4 protein-coding genes and 1 tRNA gene are annotated in these 3,773 nt (G+C 64.4%); 3 read left to right on the top strand and 2 right to left on the bottom strand.

Going from position 1 to position 3,773, the window contains the following annotated elements:
* Positions 1 to 347 precede the first annotated feature (347 nt).
* Together OJI97_RS17440 and tig are read left to right on the top strand one after the other, a co-directional pair.
* A tRNA-Leu gene (locus OJI97_RS17440) sits at positions 348 to 432 on the top strand.
* Positions 433 to 524: 92 nt separating this feature from the next.
* Positions 525 to 2,117, top strand: a complete 1,593-nt coding sequence (gene tig, locus OJI97_RS17435) for a trigger factor (RefSeq protein WP_297665599.1) — start codon at positions 525 to 527, stop codon at positions 2,115 to 2,117.
* A gap of 190 nt (positions 2,118 to 2,307) precedes the next feature.
* Here tig and OJI97_RS17430 read toward each other — a convergent pair whose 3' ends face one another.
* Entirely contained in the window at positions 2,308 to 2,619 is a 312-nt protein-coding gene (locus OJI97_RS17430; protein WP_297665597.1) for a GIY-YIG nuclease family protein, read from the bottom strand.
* A 58-nt stretch (positions 2,620 to 2,677) separates the two neighbouring features.
* On the bottom strand, positions 2,678 to 3,295 hold the full coding sequence (locus tag OJI97_RS17425) for a DNA-3-methyladenine glycosylase 2 family protein (protein WP_297665595.1): 618 nt from the start codon (positions 3,293 to 3,295) through the stop codon (positions 2,678 to 2,680).
* 101 nt (positions 3,296 to 3,396) lie between these two features.
* On the opposite strand from OJI97_RS17425, the gene OJI97_RS17420 reads away from it, so the two are divergent.
* The gene (locus tag OJI97_RS17420) at positions 3,397 to 3,714 is read left to right on the top strand and encodes a 2Fe-2S iron-sulfur cluster-binding protein (protein ID WP_297665593.1); all 318 of its coding nucleotides are present in this window, start codon (positions 3,397 to 3,399) and stop codon (positions 3,712 to 3,714) included.
* Positions 3,715 to 3,773: the final 59 nt, after the last annotated feature.

Genomic DNA, 3,773 nt, shown 5'->3' with positions numbered 1-3,773 from the left:
CTTCGCTCGGGCCGCGGCCGGGCTGGTCGGTGTCGCCGCCGCCCGGAGTTCCGGGGATTTCCTGCGGCTGGCCGGCGGGGTCTTCGAGCGGGGCCGGCTGGACCGGCTTTTCGGGGGGCGACTGCGGCTCGATCGTGTCGGGCTTGGGTTTCGGAAGCGGGTCGGGGGCGGCGGTCATGGTGATTCTCCTCAGGTGGATCAACGAACCGGCGCGGCGCATGTTCCGGCGCCCGGACATGGCGCAAGGTCCGCCCTTGCCCTTGGCCGCGCGTCTGCTATAGCCCCGCGCGGCCCGCACGGGCGTGCGCGGCAGCGCGCGATTTCGTGCATCCGGCCGAAAGCTCTCAGCGGGCGTGGCGGAATTGGTAGACGCGCTGGTTTTAGGTACCAGTATCGCAAGATGTGGGGGTTCGAGTCCCTTCGCCCGCACCACGCTCCGCGAGCTTCGACCGGACATAGGGGAACGCCGCCTTTCGGGCGGGGTTCATCGATATGAGATTTTGAGCAAGGATAAGACCAAGGCAATGAAGACCGTCGAAACGCTGAACGAAGGCCTGAAGCGCGAATATCGCCTGACCATCACCGCGAAGGATATCGACGCGCGCGTCGATGACGAAGTGAAGGCGATCGCGCCGACCGTGCGGATGCCCGGCTTCCGCCCCGGCAAGGTGCCGCCGAACCTGATCCGCAAGATGCACGGCGAGGCGCTGAACGCCGACGCGCTCAACAAGGCGATCGACCAGGGCGTCAAGGACCTGATGGCGAAGGAAAAGCTGCGCCCGGCGCTGCAGCCCGGCGTGACGCTCGCCGACGGCTATGAGCGCGGCAAGGATGCCGAGCTGACCGTCGCGCTCGAAGTGCTGCCCGACATCGCGACCCCGTCGATCGACGGGCTGAAGCTCGAACGGCTGACCGTCCCCGCCGACGACAAGGCGGTGATGGCGAAGATCGAGGAATTCGCGGCGCAGATGAAGCGCTTCGAAGATGCGCCGAAGACCAGGAAGGCTGCCCAGGGCGACCAGGTCATCATCGACTTCGCGGGCAGCGTCGACGGCACCCCCTTCGACGGCGGCACGGGTGAGGACATGGCGGTCGAGATCGGCTCTGGCCAGCTCATCCCCGGCTTCGAGGACCAGCTCGTCGGCGTCAAGACCGGCGACGAAAAGGTGCTGAAGGTGACGTTCCCGGATGAATATCCGGTCGAAAACCTGAAGGGCAAGCCTGCCGAATTCGCCGTGACGGTGAAGGAGGTGAAGGTTCCGGCCGCGTCGAAGATCGACGACGAGTTCGCGAAATCGCTCGGCCTCGAAAGCCTCGACAAGCTCAAGGAGCTGATGAAGGACCAGGTCGAGCAGGAACTGAACGGCCTGACCCGCACCTATATGAAGCGCAAGCTGCTCGACCAGCTCGCCGCTGCCCATGACTTCGACGTGCCGCCGACGATGGTCGAGGCCGAGTTCGGCCAGATCTGGCAGCAGCTCGAGCATGAAGCGAGCCACGAGGAAGACCCCGAGGCGGCGAAGGCCGAACTCGAAAAGGATCGCGACGAATATCATGCGATTGCGGTGCGCCGCGTCCGCCTGGGCCTGCTCCTTTCGGAAATCGGCCAGGCGCACGGCGTGCAGGTGTCGAACCAGGAAATGCAGCGCCTGATCATGCAGGCGGCGCAGCAGTATCGCCCTGAGGATCGCCAGCGCTTCGTCGAATATGTCCAGCAGGACGCGCTCGCCGCCGCGCAGCTCCGCGCCCCGCTCTATGAGGACAAGGTCGTCGACTATCTGTTCGACAAGGCCGAGGTCACCGACCGCGAAGTGACGCGCGAGGAGATCGAGGCGGCGATCGAAGCCGACGATGACGGGCACGTCCATGGTCCGGGCTGTGGTCACGACCATGACCATGATCACAAGCCGGCCAAGAAGGCCGCCGCGAAAAAGCCCGCCGCCAAGAAGGACGCGGTGAAGGAAGAAGCCAAGGCCGAAAAGGCCCCGGCGAAGAAGGCCGCCGCGGCAAAGGCCGAAGATAAGCCCGCGGCGAAGAAGGCCGCACCGGCCAAGGCCGCGGACGAGAAACCGGCCGCGAAGAAGGCTCCGGCCAAGAAGGCGGTGGCGAAGAAATAAGCTTCGGCTAACGATCAGTAAAAAGGCCGGGTGGAGTGATCCATCCGGCCTTTTTTTGTCTTTCGTAGATGCTGGGTTCCCGCTTTCGCGGGAATGACGAAGTGGGGAGATGCCACGATTGCTTCTTGGGGCATGTCACGTTTCTCATTCGCTCTACCCCTCGTCATTCCCGCGAAAGCGGGAACCCAGTTCAACCTAGCGGGTCGAAACCAAAGTCCTCTGCAAGGTCGCGCCAGTCCGGGTTGTCCGTCTCGATCAATTCCAGCTTCCACGCGCGGTTCCATTTCTTGATCCGCTTTTCGCGCTGGATTGCGGCATCCATCGTCGCGTGTTGCTCGAACCACATGAGGAATTTCACGCCATATTCGCGGGTGAAGCCGGGGATCAGGCCTTCGCGATGCTGGTGGATGCGCTGGAGGAGGTTGGAGGTGACGCCGGTGTAGAGCGTGCCGTTGCGGCGCGATGCGAGGAGGTAGACGGTCGGGCCGAACTCCTGCCGCATGGAGGGCGCTACTGGGTTCCCGCTTTCGCGGGAATGACGAGGATGGGGATCGGCATCCTCAGATCACGTCCATATTATAACAATGCCAGCTAAAGATCGCCGCCGAGCCGCGATGGGGGCGCCACGGCTCGGCCAGTTCGCGCGCCTGCTTTTCGCTCGGCCGGGCGCCGAGGCCGAGGATGCGGCCGACGGCTTCCTGCACCGCAAGGTCGCCCGCGGGCCAGATGTCGGGACGTCCCTCGGCGAAGAGCAGGTAGATTTCGGCCGACCAGCGGCCGATGCCCTTGACCTGGGTGAGCAGGGCGATCGCTTCCTCGTCGTCGGCGGGGAGGGCGTCGAAATCGAGTTCGCCGTCGAGGACGAGCTGCGCGAGGCTCTTGGTATAGCCCTGTTTCTGTCCCGACAGGCCGCAGGCGCGCAGCGCGTCGAATTCGGCGGCGGCCATCACTTCGGCCGGGCATCCCTCGCCGAAGGCGGCCTCCAGCTTGTTCCAGATCGAATTGGCGGCGGCGACGCTCACCTGCTGGCCGACGATGGTGCGGAGCAGGGTGGTATAGCCGCGCTCGCGGATGCGCGGCGGCGGATAGCCGGCATTGCCGAGCGCGCGCGCGAAATTGGCGTCGATCGCGGCGATCGCATCGATTCCCGCATTCAACTGCTCCTGACCGAAGCTCATCGCGATATTCTCCTTTTGTTCGCATCGCTTCCGTAGCAGCGCTTGATTTGGCGCGCAACGCGCGACATAGGCCATCCGAATCAAATGATGTGAGGACGAGCATGGCCAAGCTGATTGTGGTGACGCGCGACGGAAGCGAGCATGAAATCGAAGGCGACACCAGCCTGACCGTGATGGAGAATATCCGCGACGCGGGCTTCGACGAGCTGCTCGCGCTGTGCGGCGGCTGCTGTTCGTGCGCGACCTGCCATGTCCATGTCGAGGACGGCAACAAGGATGCGATGCCGGCGATGAGCGAGGACGAGAACGACCTGCTCGATTCGACCACCGACCGCGACGGCAACTCGCGCCTGTCGTGCCAGATCCCGTTCAGCGACGCGCTCGATGGCCTGCGCGTGCGGATCGCACAGGAAGACTAAAACATCGTCATTGCGAGCGCAGCGAAGCAATCCAGAGTGTGCGTAAACCGCTCTGGATT

This window comes from Sphingopyxis sp., assembly GCF_025869345.1.
Taxonomy (GTDB): domain Bacteria; phylum Pseudomonadota; class Alphaproteobacteria; order Sphingomonadales; family Sphingomonadaceae; genus Sphingopyxis.
The sequence above is the reverse complement of the archived record's forward strand: the minus strand, read 5'-3'. Positions and strand labels throughout refer to the sequence as shown.